18 protein-coding genes are annotated in these 24,418 nt (G+C 35.8%); 8 read left to right on the top strand and 10 right to left on the bottom strand.

Translation table 11 applies throughout. The features are described from left to right. Positions 1–153 precede the first annotated feature (153 nt). Positions 154–1,212 (bottom strand): hypothetical protein, encoded by a 1,059-nt coding sequence (locus GQR60_RS12935; protein ID WP_124993335.1) that lies wholly within the window; start codon positions 1,210–1,212, stop codon positions 154–156. A gap of 10 nt (positions 1,213–1,222) precedes the next feature. Beyond that, positions 1,223–1,708: an RNA polymerase sigma factor gene (locus GQR60_RS12930; RefSeq protein WP_124993334.1), complete on the bottom strand. Its 486-nt coding sequence runs from the start codon at positions 1,706–1,708 to the stop codon at positions 1,223–1,225. A gap of 174 nt (positions 1,709–1,882) precedes the next feature. Here GQR60_RS12930 and GQR60_RS12925 point away from each other — a divergent pair, with 174 nt between their 5' ends. Then, positions 1,883–2,695: a 5'-nucleotidase, lipoprotein e(P4) family gene (locus GQR60_RS12925; RefSeq protein WP_124993333.1), complete on the top strand. Its 813-nt coding sequence runs from the start codon at positions 1,883–1,885 to the stop codon at positions 2,693–2,695. A 90-nt stretch (positions 2,696–2,785) separates the two neighbouring features. Here the strand turns inward: GQR60_RS12925 and GQR60_RS20125 are convergent, their stop codons facing one another. Further along, positions 2,786–3,043, bottom strand: a complete 258-nt coding sequence (locus GQR60_RS20125) for a hypothetical protein (RefSeq protein ID WP_225441422.1) — start codon at positions 3,041–3,043, stop codon at positions 2,786–2,788. 55 nt (positions 3,044–3,098) lie between these two features. Between GQR60_RS20125 and GQR60_RS20410 the strand changes: the two genes are divergently transcribed. The 5 genes from GQR60_RS20410 to GQR60_RS12900 all read left to right on the top strand — a co-directional run bounded on the left by GQR60_RS20410 (position 3,099) and on the right by GQR60_RS12900 (position 7,194). After that, entirely contained in the window at positions 3,099–3,728 is a 630-nt protein-coding gene (locus GQR60_RS20410; protein ID WP_225441420.1) for a DUF4271 domain-containing protein, read from the top strand. Positions 3,729–3,764: 36 nt separating this feature from the next. Beyond that, the gene (locus GQR60_RS12915) at positions 3,765–4,517 is read left to right on the top strand and encodes a uroporphyrinogen-III synthase (RefSeq protein ID WP_124993331.1); all 753 of its coding nucleotides are present in this window, start codon (positions 3,765–3,767) and stop codon (positions 4,515–4,517) included. Between the two features lie 84 nt (positions 4,518–4,601). Further along, positions 4,602–5,039 (top strand): ribonuclease P protein component, encoded by a 438-nt coding sequence (gene rnpA / locus GQR60_RS12910; RefSeq protein ID WP_101311683.1) that lies wholly within the window; start codon positions 4,602–4,604, stop codon positions 5,037–5,039. Continuing rightward, positions 5,023–5,220, top strand: a complete 198-nt coding sequence (gene yidD / locus GQR60_RS12905) for a membrane protein insertion efficiency factor YidD (protein ID WP_262885275.1) — start codon at positions 5,023–5,025, stop codon at positions 5,218–5,220. Before rnpA ends, yidD begins: the two co-directional genes overlap by 17 nt. Before the next feature lie 288 nt (positions 5,221–5,508). Next, on the top strand, positions 5,509–7,194 hold the full coding sequence (locus tag GQR60_RS12900) for a S41 family peptidase (RefSeq protein ID WP_124993329.1): 1,686 nt from the start codon (positions 5,509–5,511) through the stop codon (positions 7,192–7,194). 221 nt (positions 7,195–7,415) lie between these two features. On the opposite strand, the gene GQR60_RS12895 is transcribed toward GQR60_RS12900, so the two are convergent. Beyond that, the gene (locus GQR60_RS12895; RefSeq protein WP_124993328.1) at positions 7,416–8,183 is read right to left on the bottom strand and encodes a LytR/AlgR family response regulator transcription factor; all 768 of its coding nucleotides are present in this window, start codon (positions 8,181–8,183) and stop codon (positions 7,416–7,418) included. 236 nt (positions 8,184–8,419) lie between these two features. Here GQR60_RS12895 and GQR60_RS12890 point away from each other — a divergent pair, with 236 nt between their 5' ends. Beyond that, positions 8,420–8,815, top strand: coding sequence for a MotA/TolQ/ExbB proton channel family protein (locus GQR60_RS12890; RefSeq protein WP_124993327.1), 396 nt, complete (start codon positions 8,420–8,422; stop codon positions 8,813–8,815). Between the two features lie 55 nt (positions 8,816–8,870). Here the strand turns inward: GQR60_RS12890 and polA are convergent, their stop codons facing one another. The 3 genes from polA to GQR60_RS12875 form a co-directional block, all read right to left on the bottom strand. Further along, positions 8,871–11,645 carry a DNA polymerase I gene (gene polA / locus GQR60_RS12885; protein ID WP_124993326.1) on the bottom strand — a complete coding sequence of 925 codons (2,775 nt, stop codon included), beginning with the start codon at positions 11,643–11,645 and terminating at the stop codon, positions 8,871–8,873. Between the two features lie 155 nt (positions 11,646–11,800). Next, positions 11,801–12,247 carry a 6-pyruvoyl trahydropterin synthase family protein gene (locus tag GQR60_RS12880; RefSeq protein WP_124993325.1) on the bottom strand — a complete coding sequence of 149 codons (447 nt, stop codon included), beginning with the start codon at positions 12,245–12,247 and terminating at the stop codon, positions 11,801–11,803. Between the two features lie 49 nt (positions 12,248–12,296). Next, positions 12,297–12,596, bottom strand: a complete 300-nt coding sequence (locus GQR60_RS12875; protein ID WP_101311803.1) for an ArsR/SmtB family transcription factor — start codon at positions 12,594–12,596, stop codon at positions 12,297–12,299. 203 nt (positions 12,597–12,799) lie between these two features. Between GQR60_RS12875 and GQR60_RS12870 the strand changes: the two genes are divergently transcribed. Continuing rightward, positions 12,800–13,786, top strand: coding sequence for a polyprenyl synthetase family protein (locus tag GQR60_RS12870; protein WP_124993324.1), 987 nt, complete (start codon positions 12,800–12,802; stop codon positions 13,784–13,786). Here the strand turns inward: GQR60_RS12870 and GQR60_RS12865 are convergent. The 3 genes from GQR60_RS12865 to GQR60_RS12855 all read right to left on the bottom strand — a co-directional run bounded on the left by GQR60_RS12865 (position 13,783) and on the right by GQR60_RS12855 (position 24,402). Then, positions 13,783–15,699, bottom strand: coding sequence for a PAS domain-containing protein (locus tag GQR60_RS12865; protein WP_124993323.1), 1,917 nt, complete (start codon positions 15,697–15,699; stop codon positions 13,783–13,785). The genes GQR60_RS12870 and GQR60_RS12865 overlap by 4 nt on opposite strands. A 99-nt stretch (positions 15,700–15,798) precedes the next feature. Beyond that, positions 15,799–16,698 carry a deoxyribose-phosphate aldolase gene (deoC, locus tag GQR60_RS12860; protein WP_124993322.1) on the bottom strand — a complete coding sequence of 300 codons (900 nt, stop codon included), beginning with the start codon at positions 16,696–16,698 and terminating at the stop codon, positions 15,799–15,801. Positions 16,699–16,932: 234 nt separating this feature from the next. Beyond that, complete coding sequence (locus tag GQR60_RS12855) at positions 16,933–24,402, bottom strand: cadherin domain-containing protein (protein ID WP_124993321.1); 7,470 nt, start codon at positions 24,400–24,402, stop codon at positions 16,933–16,935. Between the last annotated feature and the right edge of the window lie 16 nt (positions 24,403–24,418).

Raw genomic sequence — 24,418 nt, 5'->3', positions numbered from 1 at the left:
TTTATAATTTTCTTGTTACTATCAGGTGGAACTTGCCAATTGCAAATCATCATTCGTATAGAGTTAATGATGATTTACTCTTGGGCATTTCATAATGGTATATTTATCTTATTTATATGGGTAAGACGAAGTGGTGAATGAATAGTTACAGGCTTATTTAATTGTTTTTGAAAAACCGATGCCTGCAGTATTAAAATCTAATCGCGTTTTCTCTGTAGCAGAGTCATACTTCTTCTCCAACTGAACATTTTTCCCTGCAATTTCGCCCAATTTATCCACGCCATATTTCGCAATAGCATATAAAACAGAGTTTTGAGCTTTCTTTTCGGGCACACTTGATTTCCATGACATACCCAATTGTGCAAGTCCGTTATTTTGAGTGCTGATTTCAGTATTCTCTTCTTTGGGAATATCCAGTTCTATCTTTGGATCTGCAGAATTGGCTAATGCAATGAGTTCTGCATCAGCAGAAAGCACCACAGGTTCAACTCGCTTAAACACCTTTTCTATATTTTCAACTTGTTTTTCATCTTCCTGACTATCTGTTGTCTGCGCCTGTCCTTTTTCAACAGAATATTTCTTCTCTGGCTTCACAATCTCTTGTTTGGGAGTTGCAATAGCCTCAACATCAATTGCCTTTTCAGTTTTATTTGTCTCCTTACTTTCCGTAATTGCAGTTTCTACCTTAGCCGTAATTTTCTCTTCATTTGATTGATTGCCTTCAAATTGATACAAAATACTCCAAAGTGAAAAAAGCAGAACAATTGAGGCAGCAACTCCAACTCTTGAAGAATACCGCCAGTAAACAACTTTACGGGAACTTCTTTTCAGCTTTTCCTTATCGGTGAAAACAAGACTATTATCAGCATGTAAAATCGTTTTTTGATAAATCTGATTCTCGTTATGAAAGGACTTGTTCTTTTCCAGAAAAGTATCGAATGCAATTTCATTTTCAACCGACAAGTCTCCTTCTAGCCGGGCAATACAAAACTCATCAAAACTTTCGCGAAAAGGAATTTCTTTTAATGATTTTAAATCAATTTTAACGCAGTCTTTAGTAAAAACAGGACACTCCATCTCCTCCAATTCTAATTTTAGATCTGGATTTTTGGTTAAAAAATCTTCCAACGCGACAATCTGAAGGGAACTTAACGTTCCTTCCAAATAATCAAGGAAGAATTCCTCGTAGTTGTATCGGGTTATTTCCCTCATCTCCTATTCCTTATACTATTGATTCAATACTTCCAATGTAATTCTTCAAATGCATTCTTGCCCGATAAATATAAACTTTCACCTGCGACTCAGTTAAATCAGTAATTTTTGCAATTTCGGTGTAAGAATATCCTTCGTAATCGCGCAATAAAATTACCGATCGCTGAACCTCCGATAATCTTTTCAAGGCATCATCAAGAATCTCACTTAAATCTGAATAATGCTCAGAATGCGAATAATCTCTAACATCCACATTTTCAAAATCTTCTTTTCTTTTCTCCCGTCGAATCAAATCAATCATGGTATGATAAGCCGTTGTGTACAAATAAGATTTTACTTTCAGAGAATTCACATTCTCAACATTTCGCCATAATTTCTCGAAACTATCCTGCACAATATCCCTCGCTTTATCCTCATCTCTAATGTTTTTGAGGATAAAACGAAACATTCCATCAGCATGCTGATCTACACTTATGTTGTATTCGTCCAGGTTCATATTTAGTGGCAATCAAATGTATGACGCATACACCTAAATTAAAGTTACAGCCATTTTTTTATTATCTTCGATTTCCGAAACCATTTTTAGTATAATCTGCAATTTGAAATTCATCTCCGAAGATTTTAAAAATTCAATTCCTAGTGAATTACTAAAATTAAAATATCAATTGATATGAGAAAATTATTTTTTGCTTTAGCTGCATTTTCCATCCTGATTTCGTCTTGTTCCAAACCTCAGGATTCAAAAAAACAGGAAAATAATCAGAATGAACATTTAGTAATGGCTACTCTTTGGTTTCAAAGAGCTTCGGAGTGCCGAGCATTGTATTATCAGGCATTTAACATGGCTAAACTTTCGTTGGATAATCAATTATTAACCAAGAGTGATAATACAAAACCCAAAGCTGTTGTTGTTGATATTGATGAAACCGTTTTAGACAACAGTCCTTTCGAAACCAATTCGATTCGCAGCGGCGAAGCATTTACACGCGCAGCCTGGAAAGAATGGACAGATATGGCAAAAGCTTCAGCTACACCTGGCTCTTTGGAGTTTTTAAAATATGCAGAATCAAAAGGCGTTGAAACATTTTATATATCCAACCGTGATACTTCGGCTTTGGCTAAAACCATCGAGAACCTTAATGAGTTAGGATTTCCCTTTGCGGATGAAAGGCATGTGTTACTAAAAACGAAAACAAGTATAAAAACCGAACGCAGAAATAAAGTACTGGAAACTCATGAAATTTTAATTCTTGCCGGTGATAATTTAGGTGATTTTGATGAGTTTTTGGAAGACAGATCGACTGACTTTGGCTTTTCGAAAGTAGATGAAAGGCAAACTGAATTTGGACAACGATTTATAGTTCTTCCCAACCCAATGTATGGTTCATGGGAGAAAGAGGTGCTGAAAAGTGAGAGAAAATTAGATGGATTTGAAAAAGAGAATCTGCGCAAAAAGCAATTAATAGGTTACGAAGAACTCTAAACAAGATTATAAGCCCGATAAAATTTCGGGCTTTCTTTTTGGCTGGAAATATATCTCCACGAAAAATAAAATTATCTTTGTAAAAATCAATCAAATAAGTTCCTGATATAGTATGTCGCAAAATAATTCACACCTTTTACTTGTGAACAAGATTCCTTTAAATGATTCATTGATCCAATCAGGCAATGAATTAAAGGATTCCATTATTTTTCTTCCCGCACACCAAGTATCAGCAAAACAAACAGGAACAGCAGCAGATTCTGTTCCATTCACTAATCCAGGAATCAGAATCCCAATTGATTCTTTACTGATTTCAGACAGCATCCCAATAACTGAAAAAGATTCCACTGTACAAGTAGTCCGTGAGAAAGGAGTTCTAATTGCTTCTCATAAAAGCGACTGGATGGCTGGTGTGCTTCTATTTGCATTGATTTTAATGGCAATCGTAAGATTTTCATTTAGCAAATTCCTGCTCCGGGTATTCGATTCAACAATCAACCACCAAACTTCGTCCAACCTTTTGTTGGAAAAAAATATGAGAAACTTAAGAGGTTCAATTTTCTTAAACCTCCTTTTTTATGTGAATTTCACCCTGTTTATCGTACAGTATCTTGTTTACATCCTTTCGCTGAACCATGAGCACAACAATATTGTTTTTTTCCTCTATTGTTTTGTCGGATTAGTGGCTTTATACAATGTCAAATTCATCTTCATCAGATTTATTGGATATATTTTTAACGGGATTAAGGAAAGTAAAGAATATTTACACACAGTATCTATTTACAATAAAAATTTAGGGGTAATCCTCTTGCCCATCACTATTAGTGCGCCATTTATAGCACAACACTCTGTACCAATGCTATTAAATTCGGGTCTAATTTTAACTCTGATTTTTTATGTATTCCGACTATCCAGAGGTTTAAAAATATTATTTCGCCAACATGTGTCAATATTTTATATGATTTTGTACCTTTGTGCACTGGAAATTTTGCCCTTGCTAATGATTTACAAACTGTTGTATCTATTGGTATAGGTCGGTTAATAAATTGTCGAACTAAACTCTACTATTTTGAAAATCAAGACGATACTGGTTTCGCAACCAAAACCACAAACTGAAAAGTCCCCGTATTTTGATTTGGCCGAAAAATATAATTTAAAAATTGATTTTCGACCTTTTATTCAAGTTGAAGGAATTTCAGCCAAGGAGTTTAGACAAGAAAGAATCAATGTATTGGATCACACAGCTGTAATATTTACTAGTCGTACAGCAATTGATCACTTCTTTAGAATTTGTCAGGAACTTAGAATTACTGTGCCCGATGAGATGAAATACTTCTGTATCTCAGAATCAACGGCTTTTTATCTTCAAAAATACATTGTTTACCGCAAAAGAAAAATCTTTTTTGGAGAAAAACGATTTGAGGATTTAATGGAAATTATTTTGAAGCACAAAGGAGAAACATTTTTAGTTCCTCTTTCGGACATTCATAAACAATCCATTCCTGAATTGCTTACTAAAAGCAAAATCAAATATTCCAAAGCTGTTCTATACCGAACTGTAAGCAGTGATTTGTCGGATTTAGCAAATGTGAATTATGATGTATTAGCCTTTTTCAGTCCTTCAGGAATTGCATCTTTGCTCCAAAATTTCCCTGATTTTAAACAAAACAATACACTTATTGCTGCATTTGGACCTTCTACATCTGATGCTGTTACATCAAATAACCTAAGACTTGATATTCAGGCTCCGATGCCACAGGCACCATCTATGACGATGGCTCTTGATCAGTTCATTAAGAAATTTAATAAGGAGAATAAATAGATATTATCTCTAAAAAATTCAATCAAACAAAAAAAGGGGAATAATTTCCCCTTTTTTTGTCGATTTTTGTAATATATGGTAGATATGAATCGCTTCACATTTAAAAAGGCGGAAAGACTGACTCATAAAATCCTTATTGGAAAACTTTTTTCTGAGGGAAAAGGATTTATTTGTTACCCTTTTCGTGTTGTATGGAAAGAAGCGAAACTTAATTCGGAATTTCCGGCACAGGTAGCCATAACAGTATCTAAACGAAGTTTTAAAAAGGCAGTTACCCGAAACTTGTTGAAAAGAAGAATTCGTGAAATTTACCGCCTCAATAAGGGAGAACTATATCGTGAACTCGAGTCCATCAATATCAACATTGCTTTTATGCTCGTTTATCTGCCTAAAACAATTCTTACAACTTCCGAAATGGAAGACAAGTTGATTAAAGCCCTTAAAAGATTACCAAAAGAATATGAAAAGCATTCTCAACTTTCTGAAAAAAGTGATTCTGTTCATCATGATACTTCCGATTAGGTTTTATCAATACGCAATTTCACCCCTTACCCCTTCTGCCTGCAGGTATCATCCTACCTGTTCAACATATGCCATTCAGGCTCTTAAAAAGCACGGCCCTTTTAAAGGCACTTATCTTGCTGTAATAAGAATATTTTCATGCAATCCCTGGGGCGGACATGGCCACGATCCTGTACCTTAGACATTTTTTTTTTACAAAAAAACAAATTCAAAACCAGGTATTTAGAACTATTCTTAATAATCTGGCGTATACAGATCTTAGTCCATTTATTATTTCCCTTTTCTTACTGAATTCAAGTGCCGTAGGGTTAACAAATGTTAAAGTCAATTATTTTAAAAAGGGAATAATTATATTTGTTTTAACCTACATATTATTTTATTTCTTCTAATTTGTAAATTCGTGCGTTAGGGATAGCAAAAGCTAGGCTGCGGGGAGAGTTATTTTAAGTATCAATTTAAACAAAAACATATGAAGCTTCGAAAAAAATCGGGAGCCATCTGGTTACTTGCTGTGTTACTGTTTTGCAGTGCAGCTTTCTGGGGGTTTAACAGAGATGAGAGAAATTTTGAGATTAGCAAAAATTTAAACATTTACTATACTTTATTTAGAGAATTGAATCTGTTTTATGTAGATGAAATTGATCCGGGTGACTTGGTGAAAAAAAGTATGGACGCCATGTTAAGTACTCTTGATCCTTACACAACTTACATTTCTGAATCAGAAATTGAAGACTTTAAATTAATGACTACAGGCGAATATGCCGGTATTGGTTCATTAATCAGCAAACACAAGGATGAAGTAATTATTGCAGAACCTTACGAGGGATTTCCAGCTTTTAAGGCTGGTTTAAAAGCAGGTGATGTATTGCTTGAAATTAATGGTACACCGGTATCAAAAAAGAGTACTGACGATGTAAGCAGTCTGTTAAAAGGACAACCGAATGTTCCTCTTACAATTAAAATAAAGCGACCTGGTGTTGATAAAACAATGGAGAAGAAATTGGTGCGTGAAAACATCCAATTAAAATCAGTTCCCTACTACGGAATGGTTTCTGATTCAATTGGATATATTCTTTTAAATCAATTTACAGATAAAGCTTCAGGGGAAATTAAAGCTGCTTTAAAAGAGCTTAAAGAACAAAATGCAAAATCTATTGTTCTCGATTTGAGAGGTAACCCGGGAGGTTTATTGGATCAGGCAATTGAAATTGTGAACCTGTTTGTGGACAAAGGTGAAGATATTGTTAGCACCAAAGGAAAAGTGTCGCAATGGGATAAGTCTTACACAGCCACAAAAACACCTTTTGATGCCAAAATTCCAATTGCGGTATTGGTAAACAGAGGATCAGCGTCGGCGTCGGAAATTGTTTCAGGTGCCATTCAGGATCTCGACAGAGGTATTATAATCGGAGAAAGAACATTTGGTAAAGGATTGGTTCAGACGACAAGAAATTTGACCTACAACGCCAAATTAAAGGTGACTACAGCGAAGTATTACATTCCTAGCGGAAGATGCATTCAGGCACTCGATTACAGCCATAGAAACGAAGATGGAAGTGTAGGAAAAATTGCTGATTCTTTAATTACAGAATTTCACACTAAAAATGGGCGGTCTGTTTATGATGGCGGTGGTGTTCTTCCGGATTTGAAGATTGAATCGGAAAGATACAGTAGCTTAAGCATTAACCTGATTCGTCACTTTCTGGTTTTTGATTACGCAACTTTGTATGCAAACAGCCATGATAAAATAGCGGGCGCGAAAGAATTTAAAATTTCGGATCAGGAATTTGAAAAATTCTCCAAATACATTAAAGAACAGAAGTTTGTTTACGAATCGGAAAGTACTGAAATTCTGGATGCTCTTAAAAAGTCAGCTAAAGAAGAAAAGTACTTTGATATATCAACCAATGAGTTTGATGCTCTTACGGCAAAGTTAACTCCCAACCTAGATCGCGATTTAACACGATTTAAAGATGAAATCAGCGACTTGCTGGCACATGAAATTATTAAGAGATATTACTACCAAAATGGTGGTATCGAATACAGTTTAAAAGAAGATAAAACTCTTTTAAAAGCCATTGAAGTGCTTCAAGATAAAAATGAATACCTGGGTATTTTAGATGGAAGTATCGGTTTGCATGCTTTAAATAAGTAAAAAGATTACTTTTAAATTGATATCAAAAAAGCTCATTCTTTTCATTGAAAGAATGAGCTTTTTCTTTGCACGACATTGCTACCAAATTAACATCAAAATTGATCTTATAAAATAGTGCACCTAGAATCAAGTCATACCCTGACAAGAACGGCCTGTATATAGTCAGAGTATGACAAGCTGATATTTTAAGCAGGATTTTGGTATTAAATTGGTATAAATATTTATTGTCCTCCTAAGGATTCTTTAACTTGTTTTCGATAAGTTCGTCCGATATTTAATTGGATGTCATCTACTAAAACCTGATCGTAAGAAAAACTCTTAAGTCTATCTTTATTAATGATAAAAGAACGATGAATCCGTAAAAAACTCCCAGGTAACCTACCTTCCAAATTACTGATTTTTTCTTTCGTTTTTATTTCCTCTGTATCGGTATGAATATTTACATAGTTAGATAAACTCTCAATATATTTAATATTTGTATACTTAATTTTAATTGTTTTTCGATTGGATACAATCTCCAGGCAGGCTTGTTTTAACTTTTCTTTTTCAAGCATAAACTCCCGAATAATTTGCTGATTTTCCCTAATCTGCTGACTCATTAACAAAAAAGAACCAATAAAGACCATCAAATAAAGAAGTGCAGCCAATAGAAATGTATTTGAGGCATTTGGACCAAGGTTTTTAAAGTTAAAATTTGCAAGATATATAAAAGAGAACATTAGTACTATTGTTTCGAGATACATCGATATTACTGCCGTGTAAAAAGAATATAAGCCAAACCGAACATATTTCTTTTGCATATAATATCGTGGAACCAGAAAATAGTTAAAGAAATAAGAGGTGCCCAGAACAATTGGTAAAAGCATACTTATAAAGAAAAATGCTGCTGCATTATTTCCCCATGAAAATCCAAAAACCAAGGTTAAAATAAGAAGAACAAAAATCCAGTAAAAAATATGATAGTATGGATTTGACGATTTTTTAATCATTCTTTTTCAGTTAAGTTCTCAATTACAGCCTACAAAACTTCCTATTATCTCAATATATGTTAGATTACAGATTTGCAGACAGATTTAATATATTTTCGGCTAATTTAGCTTAGAAATTAAAAATACCTAAACAATGTAGATAAACAACACGTTTAGAACCGTATTTGACCTTGCCTTAAAACCGCTGATCACATTACTTTGAAGGTATTAGTATTAATCTTTTAAAAGTAAAAATTATGAAAGAAATGTTTTTTATGGGTGGTGCACTCTTTATGGGGATACTTAGTATACTTCTTATTGTTATGGTATCGTGGATTGCTTATCATTTAATTGGTGCTCTATTTTCCAATAATACAACACTGGAAAAAGCAATTCAAAAAGTAGGGTATGGACAATCAATCGGTTTATTTGCCATGATAATTGGCATATTTGGGCAGTTACTTGGATTATTCAATATGTTTTCGGTTTTAGAACAAGTGGGTAGTATTTCACCAAGTGTGATTTATGGCGGAATAAAAGTTTCGATGATACCCACATTTTATGGAATCATTATTTATCTCCTATCTATGCTATTGAGGTTTGTTGCCGGTATTTTAATTGAAAAAAAACTGGAAAAGCAGGGGATTTTGTAACAAAAAAGCTCATTCTTTTGCAAGAATGAGCTTTTTTTAGTTTCTGATATTTTTATTAATGCGCTTCCAACCAGTTCTCTCCAACTCCCATATCTACGGTAAGCGGAACGGAAAGCTGAATGGCATTTTCCATTTCTTCTTTTAAAATCAACTTCATTTGATCCAATTCAGACAACAAACAATCAAAGTTCAATTCATCGTGCACCTGAAGAATCAATTTAGATTGCATCCCCTCCCGTTTCATTCTTTTGGTGATGTTGATCATCGCAATTTTGATTACATCTGCCGCTGATCCCTGAATGGGAGCATTAACCGCATTTCGTTCTGCTACACCCCGGACTATTGCGTTGCTGGAATTAATATCTTTTAAATATCTTCGGCGGGACAGTAAAGTAACTACAAACTCATTTTCACGGGCTTTCTCCACACATTGATCCATAAACAACTTAACTCCCGGATAAGATTCAAAATAGCCTGTAATCAACTCTTTTCCTTCTGTTCGGCTAATACTCAACCGTTCGGCAAGTCCCCAGGCCGAAATTCCATAAATAATTCCAAAATTGGCAGTTTTAGCTCTGCTTCGCATATCCTTGCTCACCTCCTCGAGTGGAAGCTTGTAAATTTTTGCCGCCGTAGCTGTATGAAAATCTTCGGAATTGATAAAAGCATCTATCATGTTCTGATCCTGACTCATGTGAGCCATTAACCGCAATTCCACCTGCGAATAATCAGCTGAAAGGAAAGTGTGATTTTCGGATGAAGGGACAAATGCTTTGCGGATGTATCTGCCCTGCTCGGTACGAATTGGAATATTCTGCAGGTTAGGGTTGGTTGAACTTAACCTTCCTGTTGCAGCTTCGGCCTGATTAAAAGATGTATGTATTTTCCCTGATTTTTCGTTAATGTAAGTTGGAAGTGCCTCAACATAGGTGGAAATCAATTTTTTCAGCGATCTAAAATCCAATATTTTTTGAATAATTTCATGCTTATCCTTCAATTTAGAAAGAACATCTTCGGATGTTGAATACTGACCCGATTTGGTTCTTTTAGCTTTACTGTCGAGCCCCATTTTATCAAACAAAACATCGCCCAGTTGCTTAGGCGAAGCCACATTAAAATCGACCTCGGCCATTTCTTTGATGTCTTTTTCGATACCATCTACCTCCTCATTCAGAACAAGAGCGTAGTCTTTTAGAGTTTGTACATCAATACTAACTCCTGTGAACTCCATATCTGCTAAAATGCTTACCAAAGGCATTTCAATATTGTAGAACAAATCAAGTAGTTCGTTATCTTTCATACGACCTTCAAATTCTTCTTTCAATTCAAGGTTTAGAACTGTTTCCTCACAATAAGATTCATGTTCAATCACCTCTGGCTCCAACATCAAACTCAATTGAGCTTTTTTTCCTTTCGACTTATCCTCTTTGGAAATTGTCTGATAATTTAAAATAGAGTAAGCAACAAATGCGAAATCATGTTTTAATTCGGGTTGAATTAAGTAGTGAGAAATCATAGTGTCGAAAATCGGCCCTTTTACATCAATTCCATGCCAACGCAAAATCAAAATATCACGTTTGATATCGTGACCAATTTTTAAAATGTTTTCATCTTCGAAAATAAATTTAAACTCTTGAGCCACTTTTTTTGCTTCTTCGAAATTTTGAGGAAAAGGAACAAAAAAGGCTTTGTCTTTTCGATACGAAAAAGTCAATCCAAGAAGATTTGATGTATTTGGGTCGGAACCGGACAAAATTGTTCTAAAAGAGTACTCTTTCTGAACACACAATTCAGCTTTTAAATCGGCTCTTACAGCCTGATTATCAAGCACAAAAAAATCACAACCCAATCCATTTATATCTCTTAGAATCACGTCCTTAACTTCTACTGTATCCTTGTCCGTAAATTTTTGACTCTCATTGGCAAAAAGATTCCCCTGATTTTTAAAAACCCGTTCTGCCAAGGTAAAAAACTCCAACTCCTTAAAGACGGCTCTCAATGCCTCTTCATTATAATCTATCAGTTTAAAATTATCTTCATCAAAATCTATGGGGGCATCGAGTGATATTTTTGCCAGCACTTTTGAAAATCGAACTTGTTCTTCCGATTCAATAATTTTTTCTTTTTGTTTTCCTTTTAGCTTATCGGTATTCTGATACAAACCATCGATGTCCTTATAAAGCTCTATTAATTTTTGAGCCGTTTTCGGACCAATTCCCGGACAACCCGGAATATTGTCCGCTGCGTCTCCCATCAAACCTAAATAATCAACAATTTGATCGGGATGTTCTACGCCAAACTTTTCTTTAATTTCAGGAACACCCCAAACCTCAACCTCTTTCCCATTGCTTTTAGGCTTAAACATGAAAATATTCTCACTCACCAATTGTGCATAATCCTTATCGGGAGTCATCATATAAACCGTATAGCCTTTTTTTTCAGCCTTTTTAGCCAAGGTTCCAATCACATCGTCAGCCTCGTATCCTTCTACGTCAAATTCAGGAATATTAAAACCCTGGATAATTGACTTGATATAAGGGATCGATTTTCTTAAGTCTTCGGGCATTGGAGGACGCTGTGCTTTGTAATCCTTAAACATATCATGACGAAAAGTTGGTCCTACCGGATCAAAAACGACAGCAATGTGCGATGGCTTTTCTTTTTCAAGCACTTCCAATAATGTATTGGTAAATCCAAGCATGGCCGAAGAATTAATTCCGGTTGAAGTAAATCTTGGATTTTTAATAAATGCGTAATATGATCGGTATATCAAGGCAAAAGCATCTAATAAAAATAGTTTTTTGCCCGAGTTGGTATTTGCTGAGTTCATAAGATTCTAAATATAAATTGTATTGAAACAAAAGTACAAGATAATCGCTTTGTAACAATTTTCAAGACTATTATTCTCAGTTCTCTTCTTGTTTTATAAACACAAAAAAGCCTGGCATTTTTTCCAGGCTTATCAATTGTAAATTTTATTTCAGCTTAATTGTCTTCTGCATACCACTCAGCAAACGATGTGGCTGTTTCGTGTAATTTTAGTGAGTGCAGTTTCACATCCAAAGGCAAACGCATTTTTATTTTTTCAGCAAAATCAACAATCATGTTTTCACAAGTTGGCTGATAATCTGTAATAAAAAAACGCTCAAACATTTGTTCAATATTCAATTGCTCCAGATTTGGAGTTGCCTTACTCAAAACAACGGAATGATCCAACTGGTCAACAATTTCTTCATTAACAATATTTTTCAAATCTCCAAAATCCATTACCATTCCCAATTTCGAATTATTTGGATCGGTTATTGGTTCGCCAATTACTGTAACAAATAAAATATAGGAATGACCATGAATATTTTTACAAAGTCCATCGTAGTTCCATAAGGCATGAGCCATTTCGAAATGAAACTCTTTGGTTAATCTTACTTTTGCCATTTACTTACATTGTATAAAAAAACCAGCACTAAACTGGTTCTTGAATTTCTTATCCATGAGTACAATTGCTGATACAATCAACAATGTTACTAAGACTGCAGTGTTTTAAATAATAATATGTATTCTTTCCTTCTCTTTTTGAAGAAAGAACGCCTTTATCTTTTAAAATTCCCAAATGATGAGAAGTTGTTGATTGCTCAATTTTTAATAATTCATGAATTTCAGTCACTGTAAGCTTCTTTCCATCCTCCAGATATCCTAAAATTGCAATTCTCATTGGATGAGCAATTGCTTTAAGCATGTTAGCCGCTTGCTCTAGCTTTGCAGGTTCTAATTCTTTAATTTTCATACACAACTATTATTCACGTAAAGTATCAAATACAAATATATGAATATATTCTTAAATAGGCTATATTATACATATTGAAATAGTTAAATTTCTCGTTTTGTATATAATTTAATTAAAGTCTTAATAAATACTAGAGTTTTAAATCCGATTATTTGAATTAGGAACGGTTTTACGAGAAAGATAAATTATTAACTTTGGTTGCTATGAATTTGAAGAAAACCAGTATCAACGATATAAAAGCTCCGATAAAACAAGAAATGGAGAAATTCGAGTCCTTTTTTAAGGATTCAATGAAGACAAAGATCCGTTTACTAGACATCATTAACCGCTACATTATCAAACGTAAGGGGAAAGAAATAAGACCTATTCTTGTTTTTTTAAGTGCTAAAATTACCGGTGAAATTAGCAATTCTACCTATATTGCGGCTGCACTTACTCAACTGCTGCACACGGCCACATTAATACACGATGATGTTGTTGATGAAGCTTACGAAAGAAGAGGCTTTTTTTCAATTAATGCTTTGTGGAAAACCAAAGCTGCCGTATTGGTTGGAGATTTTCTTCTATCGAAAGGCCTTTTGATTGCTCTTGACAACAATGAATTTGAACAGCTAAAGGTTCTTTCGGAAGCTGTGAGAGAAATGAGCGAGGGGGAATTACTTCAGTTGGAAAAATCAAGAAAATTAAACATTACAGAAGAGATTTATTTTGATATAATCTATAAAAAAACAGCCAGTTTAATGGCTACATGTACTCTGCTTGGAGCTATTTCTGCTAAAGCAAATGATGCTGATCAGCAAAAACTTAAAAAATTCGGAGAATACCTCGGAATTGCTTTTCAAATAAAAGATGATTTGTTTGATTACGAGAAACAAGGAAGTATTGGAAAACCGACTGGCAATGATATCAAAGAAAAAAAGTTAACCCTTCCCTTGATTTATGTTTTAAGAGGGGTTTCTGAAAAAGAACGTCGCTGGGCTCTGACGATAATTCGCAAACACAATAAAAACTCTGAAAAAGTGAACGAACTAATCTCTTTCGTAAAAGAAAAGGGAGGCCTTGATTACACCCGGGATAAAATGTTTGAATTCAAACAAAAATCATTGAATATTTTAAATGAATTTCCTTCATCGGAAGCGAGAGAAGCTTTAATCAACATAGTGGATTACACAATTAACAGAAACGTTTAGGCTTGCTGGTTTATTGGCAACTGAACGGTAAAAACACTCCCTTTTTCCGGTGTACTTTCAATCGATATTGAACCATTATTCAGAGCAACAAACTCTTGACAAAGTATTAATCCTAAGCCTGTTCCGGATTCTTCACAGGTTCCAACTCTGGTATAATTTGTATCAATCCGAAACAATCTTTTCTGATTCTCTTCGCTAATTCCTAATCCATCATCTTCAATAGAAATAATTGATTTAGACTCGCTCTGTGCAATTCGAACTTGAATATTGCCACCGGGTCTGGTAAATTTTATGGCATTCGAGTATAAATTTCGGATAACTGTATCAAGCATGTATTCATCGGCGAAAGCCATAGTATTTGCTCCTTTAATTACCCTTACAAATATATTTTTCCGATCGGCTTTGGTTTGATGAAGTTGAATATTTGACTCCATCAATTTTGATAAATCAATTTGTTTGGGGTCATGTTTTATTTTTCCCATTTGAGATCTGGCCCACTCGAGGAGGTTATTCAATAAATTGTACTCCAAATTAGCTGCTGAATGAATAATTGAAGAAGCTTCAAATATCTGATCCTTTGACATTTTCCTGCAATTTTGATGCAGATTTTTAGCTATCGGCAGTAAGGCATTAAATGGATTCTTTAAATCATGTGCGATAATTGAGAAAAACTTATCCTTTGCCTTAACAGCTTCACTTAAAGCCTCTTCGCTTCGTTTTCTTGTCGTTATATCACGAGCTATTGCCATTAATGTTTCGCACTCTCCTGCCCTATTAAATTCAGGAATTAATTGCCATTCAAAATGAAGAACTTTACCTTCAACAACAATGCTAAAATCAACACAATGCAGCTTCTTTGTTTTAAAAGCAATATCTATTCCCTGTTCCCAAAAATCACATTTATCTTTTGGAAAGCCCATTTCCTGATGCGTTTTTCCAATAAATTTCTCTGGTTTAATTTTTAATATCTGCAAAGAAGCCGAATTCACAAATATATGTTTGTGATTTACATCAAACCGCATAATTAAGTCTGTGGCATTCTCTACTAAAGTCCGGAAACGCTCCTCACTCTCCTGCAACTTATTTTCCGCAATTTTTCTTTTTTCGATATTTCTAATGGCTACAAAATAAATATTTGTATTCGAAAAACGGATGAGATTTGCACTTACTTCAACTGCAATTCTTTTGCCTGATTTACTAATTAAGCAAGTCTCAAATAACGCAAAACCACTTGCCTCCATCTCTTTAATACGACGATCTAAATCCATCGAGCAACTGGCATCATCAATATTATTGATATTTAATTGACTCAGTTCTTCTTCAGTATACTCCAATAATTCACTTAAACGCGAGCTAAATTCGATTAAATTTCCTTTTCCATCATGAACTAGGAAAGCATCTCCTGCGGATTCAAAGATTTTTTTGTAGAATTCTTCTCTCTGTCCTATTCGATCTACCAGGTGATAGTAACTGGAAATGTCTTTACTTTGAATAATAATTCTTTCAACATTTCCTTTTTTATTTAAAATCGGTGAAAGATATTTTTCTTCAAATCGAATCTTATTATTTTCCAAATTTGACTTTAAAAAACTATTTGGCTCCCGACTTTCCAGAATCTGCGGAACAACACATTCTTCACAAGGTTTATCTAACCCATAAAAAATATTATAGCATTTCGTACCAATTAATTCAGATCGTTTTAAATCTGCTCCTTTTAAAAGTTTTTCATTCACCTCAATTAAAGTGAAATTTGTATCAATTACCGAAACTGCATCTTTACTATTAATTAAAGATTTAGATTGATTGTGTTCCTCTGTAATATATTCCTGAGGAATTAGCTCACGCAATCGTTTAATTTCATTTTCCAGCTCTTGAACTCTTATTTTCAAAGGATCATTGGATTCATTGTACATGTACAAATAAACATTTAAATGGTGATGTTAAATAAATTTATTGCAAGTAAATAAAAAAAGTCGGAAATAATCCGACTTATAAGTTAATAAATAAGCATTTTAAAAATACTTTATTTCTTTTGGATCACCGGTTTCCAGTTTATGAATCTCCGTTAATAATGCATTTGCCAAACTGGATGCTCCTATTCTTGACCATTTGTTATTTAACCATTCCTCTCCTAAATTATTTTTTGAAACCGCATAAAATTCAATGGCATCCTTAGCTGTAGATATTCCTCCTGCAGGTTTAAAACCAATCATCTTTCCTGTCCTGTTAAAATACTCTTTAATTGCCTGAGTCATGACATAAGCAGCTTCTAAAGTTGCATTCACTGCCACCTTACCAGTGGACGTTTTAATGAAATCAGCACCAGCTTCCATTGCAATAATAGATGCAGTACGAATATTTTCTGCCGTTTTAAGTTCTCCTGTTTCCAGTATAACTTTTAAATGTGCCTTACCACAAGCTTTTTTCTGAATTGTAATTTCATCAAACACCGTTTGATAATGCCCTTCTAAAAAAGCTCCAATCGATATCACGATATCAATATCGTCAGCTCCTTTTTCAACAGCCATTTTACACTCCAATGCTTTAACTTCTATAAATGATTGAGAAGATGGGAAAACACCTGCTACAGAAGCAATTCTAACGCCCTCAGCTTTTAAGTTTTCATTCAATGTTGACACCTGATACGGATATACGCAAATAGCTGCCACATTTGGCATGTCAAAATCATTCTGGAAGTTATTTACATTGTCAGCAAAACTTTTAGCCTTTGCGTGCGTGTCTGTAGAGTTCAGTGTCGTTAAATCTATAAAAGAAAAATTCTTCTTCAGATTCTCAATTGTGTACAAAGTTTCATAGTCTCTGTCCAAAATTGATTTGACATTTGCTTTTACTTCTGCATCGCTAATCTTAAGATCATATGATTTTAAGATTTCTAAAATGTCTTTCTCCATAATGTATGTAAATAATTAGTAACCAGTTGCGAATCTTTATTCGCTGATTTTTCCATCAATAATCTAAACTTCTATTAGTCAGAATATTGTCTTTAAGGTTACGAAATTAAGATATTTTTCACTCATCCCCTATTTCTACTATGTTAATTTATTAGAACTTAACCAGCTTAGAACAAGAAAACCAAAATCATCGCAATGATGACTTTGGCTAACTGCTATAAAAAATGTACTTCTTTATTGCTTAACAATCTTGTAGCTTTTTCGGTATCCTTCCGATTCAATAACCAAAAAATAAGCGCCGCTTCGTAATTGCTCAACTGATTTAATAATTCTTACTTCTCCACCTATATTTTTATGCTCTTCCTTAAATATCAAGCTTCCTGTCATACTGAACAATGAAATTGTAGTCTCATCATTTCTAAAATCAGATAGATCGATATGCAATTCATGAATAACAGGATTTGGATAAACCCGAACGCTTAGTTTTTTTGGAACATCATCAATTCCTGTAACTGTTTCAACAGTAATTTCAAATTCTTGTTTTACCGAAAATTCATCATCTGAAGCTTCTAGTATTACATTAAAATTACCTATTTCAGTCGGTATTCCGCTTAATGTACAAGATCCATTTCCATGATCCTCCACACTTAACCAATCTGGTTTTTCAATAACTGATATTATACATCCATCCTCATCAACATCCTCATACTCCATATTATAAACATACATATCACCCACTGTTGCTTGAACAATTGGTTCTGATAAAAATTCCGGAGTTTCGTTTTGATTCTCAATATTAATGGTAAACCTATCGTTATAACTTAATCCGCCTTGATCAGTAACTGTTACTTTTAATGAATAGCTAATATAATCTTCATAATTAAATATCTCTTTCGAAACAATCCTGTCTCCATCCAATTCGAAATACTCATTCTCTGCCAGATAAAATGTGAATGTCTCATCAATATCAGCGTCGCTGGCAGTTAATATTCCCACTTCAGTTCCAATGGCAGAATTTTCGGCAATTGTAGTATTTGACAATTGAATGGCTGTTGGGGCATTTTCGTTACTATCATTGATATTAATTATTACTATTTCTTCAGAACTGGTATGTGTTCCATCGCTTACAGTAACTGTTAACGAGTAACTTGTTGTTGTCTCGTAATCCAGATTCGTGTTATCTGTTACCGTAATTTCTCCGGTAGTTGAATTAACAGCAAAAATGCCGTCAGTATTGCCTGCTGTGATTGTCCAGCTGCTAAATGTTGTTGCGGTTGCATCTGAATCGGTGGCCAAAACTGTTCCTACGGATGTTGTATTTGAAGCATCTTCATCAATATTGAATGTTTGTGAAGCTGTCACTATCGGAGCTACATCATTGACATCTGTGATATTAATGGTTATCGTCTCGGATGCTGAAGTGTTGGTTCCGTCAGAAACAGTAACGGCGTATGTATATGATGTTGTTGTTTCATAATCTATACCTGAGTTATCGGTTACGGTGATGGCACCACTTGATGCATTGATCTCAAAAATGGAGGCGCCGGTTCCTCCTGTTTCTGTCCAGGCTGAAAAAGATGTTCCTGCATCTCCGTCTGTCGCAAGTACTGTTCCTACGGCTCCTGAGTCTGCGGTATTTTCAGCAATACTAAAACTCTGGGTGGCTGTTACAACTGGAGCTACATCATTGACATCTGTGATATTGATTGTTATCGTCTCGGATGCTGAAGTGTTGGTTCCGTCAGAAACAGTAACGGCGTATGTATATGATGTTGTTGTTTCATAATCTATACCTGAGTTATCGGTTACGGTGATGGCACCACTTGATGCATTGATCTCAAAGATAGATGCGCCGGTTCCTCCTGTTTCTGTCCAGGAGCTAAAGGAAGTTCCTGCATCTCCGTCTGTTGCAAGTACTGTTCCTACGGCTCCTGAGTTTGCAATATTTTCTGCAATACCAAAACTCTGGGAGGCTGTTACAACTGGAGTGTTGTCGTTTATTGCGTTCACATCAACTGTTACAGTTTCTGCTGCTGAAGCGTTAACTCCATCTGAAACTGTGATGCTCAAGCTGTAACTTGTGATTGATTCGTAATCCAGTTCATTCGCATCATTAACTGTAATTTCACCCGTCGATGAGTTGATGGCAAATACGCTGTTTGTATTGCCTGCTGTGATTGTCCAGCTGCTAAATGTTGTTGCGGTTGCATCTCCATCGGTGGCCAAAACTGTTCCTACGGATGTTGTATTTGAAGCATCTTCATCAATATTGAATGTTTGTGAAGCTGTCACTATCGGAGCTACATCATTGACATCTGTGATATTGATTGTTATCGTCTCTGATGCTGAAGTGTTGGTTCCGTCAGAAACAGTAACAGTGTATGTATATGAGGTTGTTGTTTCATAATCTATACCTGAGTTATCGGTTACGGTGATTGCTCCGCTTGATGCATTGATCTCAAAAATGGATGCGCCGGTTCCTCCTGTTTCTGTCCAGGCTGAGAAAGATGTTCCTGCATCTCCGTCTGTCGCAAGTACTGTTCCTACGGCTCCTGAGTTTGCGGTATTTTCAGCAATACTAAAACTCTGGGAGGCTGTTACAACTGGAGTAACATCATTGACATCTGTGATATTAATGGTTATCGTCTCGGATGCTGAAGTGTTGGTTCCGTCTGAAACTGTTACCGTGTATGTGTATGATGTTGTTGTTTCATAATCTATACCTGAGTTATCGGTTACGGTGATTGCTCCGCTTGATGCATTGATCTCAAAGATGGAGGCGCCGGTTCCTCCTGTTTCTGTCCAGGCTGAGAAAGATGTTCCTGCATCTCCATCTGTAGCCAGAACTGTTCCTACTGCTCCTGAGTTTGCGGTATTTTCAGCAATACTAAAACTCTGGGTGGCTGTAATAACAGGAGTAATATCATTGACATCGGTAATTGTAACTGTAATTGTTTGATCATCTGTTGCTCCCCCATCTCCTGTAACTCTAACAATAACTTCATATGAATTGTTGCCACCTGCATCTTGTGGAGATTCGTAATCCGGTGCAGACAATAAAGTTAAAACTCCTGAAGTTGGGTGAATATTAAATTTGGCTTGATCAGCTCCTCCTACTAATGAGTACAAAGGAACTGCTACTCCCTCATTTACTGATGTTACCGCAGCTATTGAAGTGCTGTTTTCCGGAATTGAAATGCCGGCTGTTGCTCCTCCGCCATTTGAAGTAATAGTTATCCCTGTTACGTTATCAACCGAAACAGTGATCGTCTGAGTACTGGAATTTAATCCATCTGAAACAGATACCTGAACTATATAATCATTATCAGCATTTATATCTAATGGAGTTTCATAATCTGGAGCAGAGGTGAAAGCTAACGCTCCTGTTGATGAATTAATAGTAAATAGAGCTTGATCAGCTCCTCCAATTTTATTAAATGTAAAAGTTGTTCCGACATCTCCATCTGTTGCTGTTAAAGTAATAACATCTGTAGTATTCTCATCAATATTTATTGCCGATGCAGATATAAATACTGGAATCTCATCATTAATATCGTTCACATCAACTGTTACAGTTTCTGTTACTGAAGTGTTAACTCCATCTGAAACTGTGATGCTCAAGCTGTAACTTGTGATTGATTCGTAATCCAGTTCATTCGCATCATTAACTGTAATTTCACCCGTCGATGAGTTGATGGCAAATACGCTGTTTGTATTGCCTGCTGTGATTGTCCAGCTGCTAAATGTTGTTGCGGTTGCATCTGAATCGGTGGCCAAAACTGTTCCTACGGATGTTGTATTTGAAGCATCTTCATCAATATTGAATGTTTGTGAAGCTGTCACTATCGGAGCTACATCATTGACATCTGTGATATTGATTGTTATCGTCTCTGCTGTTGAAGTGTTTATTCCATCGGAAACTGTTACGGTGTATGTGTATGATGTTGTTGTTTCATAATCTATACCTGAGTTATCGGTTACGGTGATGGCACCGCTTGATGCATTGATCTCAAAAATGGATGCGCCGGTTCCTCCTGTTTCTGTCCAGGCTGAGAAAGATGTTCCTGCATCTCCGTCTGTTGCAAGTACTGTTCCTACGGCTCCTGAGTTTGCGATATTTTCAGCAATACTAAAACTCTGGGAAGCTGTTACAACTGGAGCTACATCATTGACATCTGTGATATTGATTGCAATCGTCTCTGCTGCTGAAGTGTTGGTTCCGTCAGAAACTGTTACCGTGTATGTGTATGATGTTGTTGTTTCATAATCTATACCTGAGTTATCGGTTACGGTGATTGCTCCGCTTGATGCATTGATCTCAAAGATGGATGCGCCGGTTCCTCCTGTTTCTGTCCAGGCTGAGAAAGATGTTCCTGCATCTCCGTCTGTTGCAAGTACTGTTCCTACGGCTCCTGAGTTTGCAATATTTTCTGCAATACCAAAACTCTGGGAGGCTGTTACAACTGGAGCTACATCATTGACATCTGTGATATTGATTGTAATCGTCTCGGATGCTGAAGTGTTTATTCCATCGGAAACTGTTACGGTGTATGTGTATGAAGTTGTTGTTTCATAATCTATACCTGAGTTATCGGTTACGGTAATTGCTCCGCTTGATGCATTGATCTCAAAGATGGAGGCGCCGGTTCCTCCTGTTTCTGTCCAGGCTGAGAAAGATGTTCCTGCATCTCCGTCTGTCGCAAGTACTGTTCCTACTGCTCCTGAGTTTGCGGTATTTTCTGCAATGCTAAAACTCTGGGAAGCTGTTACAACTGGAGTGACATCATTGACATCTGTGATATTGATTGTAATCGTCTCGGATGCTGAAGTGTTTATTCCATCGGAAACAGTAACGGTGTATGTATATGATGTTGTTGTTTCATAATCTATACCTGAGTTATCGGTTACGGTAATTGCACCACTTGATGCATTGATCTCAAAGATGGAGGCGCCGGTTCCTCCTGTTTCTGTCCAGGCTGAGAAAGATGTTCCTGCATCACCGTCTGTTGCAAGTACCGTTCCTACAGCTCCTGAGTTTGCAATATTTTCTGCAATACCAAAACTCTGGGAGGCTGTTACAACTGGAGTGTTGTCGTTTATTGCGTTCACATCAACTGTTACAGTTTCTGCTGCTGAAGCGTTAACTCCATCTGAAACTGTGATGCTCAAGCTGTAACTTGTGATTGATTCGTAATCCAGTTCATTCGCATCATTAACTGTAATTTCACCCGTCGATGAGTTGATGGCAAATACGCTGTTTGTATTGCCTGCTGTGATTGTCCAACTGCTAAATGTTGTTGCGGTTGCATCTGAATCGGTGGCCAAAACTGTTCCTACTGATGTTGTATTTGAAGCATCTTCATCAATATTAAATGTTTGTGAAGCTGTCACTATCGGAGCTACATCATTGACATCTGTAATATTGATTGTAATCATCTCGGATGCTGAAGTGTTTATTCCATCGGAAACAGTAACGGTGTATGTATATGATGTTGTTGTTTCATAATCTATACCTGAGTTATCGGTTACGGTAATTGCTCCGCTTGATGCATTGATCTCAAAAATGGATGCGCCGGTTCCTCCTGTTTCTGTCCAGGCTGAGAAAGATGTTCCTGCATCACCGTCTGTAGCCAGAACTGTTCCTACTGCTCCTGAATTTGCAATATTTTCTGCAATACTAAAACTCTGGGAGGCTGTTACAACTGGAGTATTATCATCATCTGTTAAAGTACAGGTAACCTGTTGTGTACCCGATTCAGTACCATTTGTCACAGAAGAAATATCAATAATTACAGTTTCATTATTTTCATCCAAATCATCATTCACCCCGGTTATTGTAGCAGTACCTGTAGTATTTCCGGTAGTTATAATTATGGTTGTAGAAGACAAGGAATAATCCGTCCCTGATGTAGTACCAGATTTTAATAAATTTACACTTACAGTCTTATTAAATGTATTTGAAAGGGTAGCTTTAACAGAAGTACTTCCTGCATTCTCAGAGATTGAAGAAGAAGGATCCAAACTCAAGGTAACTGTTGGTTCAGGCGTAACTGTAAGTGTTGCCGTATATGTTGATGTACTATAATCAGTTCCATCACTCACATCAAAAGTAAAACTTGAAGAAGTACCATTTGTATTCAAATATTTTAATTTTCCTGCATCTAAATCAGCTTTCGATACTGTTCCATTATTTGATAAAGCTGATTCTGCTCCATTTATTGTTCCACTACCATCAGCATCTACCCATAAAGATCCATTAGCAGGAACTGCTGTAATCCTAACATGATCAAGAGGATCACCATCATCATCAGAATAACCAAAATTTACAGTCACAAACGCATAGGTAGTATTTTCATAAATAGTAGATGTGGTAAAACTTGAAGCAGTGGGCTTATCATTAACGGCAGTAATATCAACATTAACTGTTCCTAAAGGAACATTTGTTCCTCCACCACTACCTGTATAGCCCCCATCATTAGCAGTCAGCGTTAAAGTAGCGGCATCGCTTCCATTAACATTCGAAGCACTTGTATATTTTATATTCGATGACGTATTTAAATAAGTATCAATATTAGCTACAGAACCTGTTAAGCTTAGTGTTGCTGTACCTGAACCTCCAATGGTGACTGAACCGCCTGAACCAGCAGTAAGAGTTCCTGCTGATGCCTCAATAGTTAATACAATACTGTTTGATCCTGCATCAACATCACTTAATGTGGCAGCAGAAAGATCAACATTACTTGCAATGTCCTCAGAAACCGTTATATCTGTTGGCAAACCTGAAACACTTGGATCATCGTTCACTGCGGTAATATCAAAGCTAACACTTGTCGGGCTGGAATCATCAGTCCCATCATTGGAAATAAAAGCAATGGTTCCTGCATTCGTGCCACTTAGGTTTGGTGTAGGAGTAAAAGTTGCAGCATCTAAGGCAGTATTAATTGCTGCCAATGTACCTGTAGCTGTAAAACTTGCATTTCCATTTCCGGTGCCACCAAAAGTAATGCCTGTAGTTCCTATAGTAAGTGTTCCTCCTGTTATTGTGAATGTAACAGTCTGGTCATCTCCATCGGTATCTGCTACTTGAATATCATCAGCCAAAGCAACATTTGTATCATCTTCAGTTACACTTGGTGCACTAGGTGCTGTGGCAGTGGGGGGGGAATTGATTACAGCTGATTCAAATTTAAAATTATCAAAGAAAAAACATAAATCAGCTCCTTCAATCCTTATTTCATCTACAACCCAATCATAAGCCTTTGTTATTTCTGAACTTATACTAAAAGCTTCCTGATCGCCAGTAGGATTACCTCCTAAATATCCTTTAATTGTAATTGAGGCATTTCCAATATCATTATATAACCAAATTCCCTTAAATGAAAAGGACTGACTATCGGTACGTTTCACTATTAAAACAGTAATATCTCCTGCATTTGAAGCTACTAGAGCAATTCCACCACTACTACTCTCTCCATAATTTGGCCAATAATCCATCCCGTCATCAATACCTCCATTAGTAGTAAATTTAAAATCTTGATAAGTAAATGGTGTTGTGCCAAGACAAAGATTATAATCAGCCCCTCCTAGATCATTAAAATTATAAGTTGTTTGAGCATAACTTAAAGTTCCAGCAAATAGAAAAACTATTGCCAATATATTTTTAGTAAATCCAAGGACTAGATGTTGGGTATAAAATGCTTTCATAATTTAGGTTTTTAGG

This window comes from Labilibaculum euxinicum (genome assembly GCF_009795715.1).
Classification (GTDB): Bacteria; Bacteroidota; Bacteroidia; order Bacteroidales; family Marinifilaceae; genus Labilibaculum; species Labilibaculum euxinus.
Note: the sequence above shows the minus strand (reverse complement) of the source record. Positions and strands in the feature narration are given on the sequence as shown.